This is a genomic window from bacterium (genome assembly GCA_023150945.1).
Taxonomy (GTDB): domain Bacteria; phylum Zhuqueibacterota; class Zhuqueibacteria; order Zhuqueibacterales; family Zhuqueibacteraceae; genus Coneutiohabitans.
The window spans coordinates 1-679 of record JAKLJX010000082.1; the positions used below are offsets into that span (position 1 = coordinate 1).

Consider the following 679-nt stretch of genomic DNA (forward strand, 5'->3'; position numbering starts at 1 on the left):
CCGTCCAAAAGTTTTGCCGCCAAAATCATAGACTGGTCGGTGGCAAACCAGTTTTTCGTCATGCTGGGCGCACTGGTATTATTGGTGGCTGGGATTGTCTCCGTAACCAAAATACCGTTGGACGCTATCCCCGATTTATCCGATACGCAGGTGATTATCCGCACAGACTTCCCCGGACAGGCACCGCAGGTGATTGAGGATCAGATCACCTATCCGCTTTCCACACAAATGCTATCCCTGCCGAAAACTAAAGTCGTGCGCGGGTTTTCTATGTTCGGCACATCGTTTGTCTATATCATTTTTGAAGATAATGTTGACATGTACTGGGCACGCAGCCGGACGCTGGAATATCTCTCGCAGGCGCGTGGCATGTTGCCGGAGGGCGTGGAGCCGGAGCTAGGGCCGGATGCCACCGGCGTGGGCTGGGTGTTTCAATATGCGTTATTTGATAAAACAGGCCAGCATGATTTAGCAGAACTGCGCAGCTTGCAGGACTGGTTTGTCCGATTTGAGCTGGCCACGATTGACGGTGTGGCGGAAGTGGCGAGTGTCGGCGGGTTTGTCAAAGAATATCAGGTGCTGGTTGAGCCCAACAAGCTGCGTGCTTATGACATTCCGCTGCAAAAAGTGATTGAGGCTGTGCGTTCTTCCAATCAGGAAACTGGGGGCAGGACGCTGG

At 52.9% G+C, this 679-nt stretch carries 1 protein-coding gene; it reads left to right on the forward strand.

Annotated features, from left to right (window positions below; translation table 11 throughout):
* Positions 1-24: 24 nt before the first annotated feature.
* On the forward strand, positions 25-679 hold a 655-nt coding region (locus L6R21_28135; GenBank protein MCK6563074.1), incomplete at its 3' end, for an efflux RND transporter permease subunit.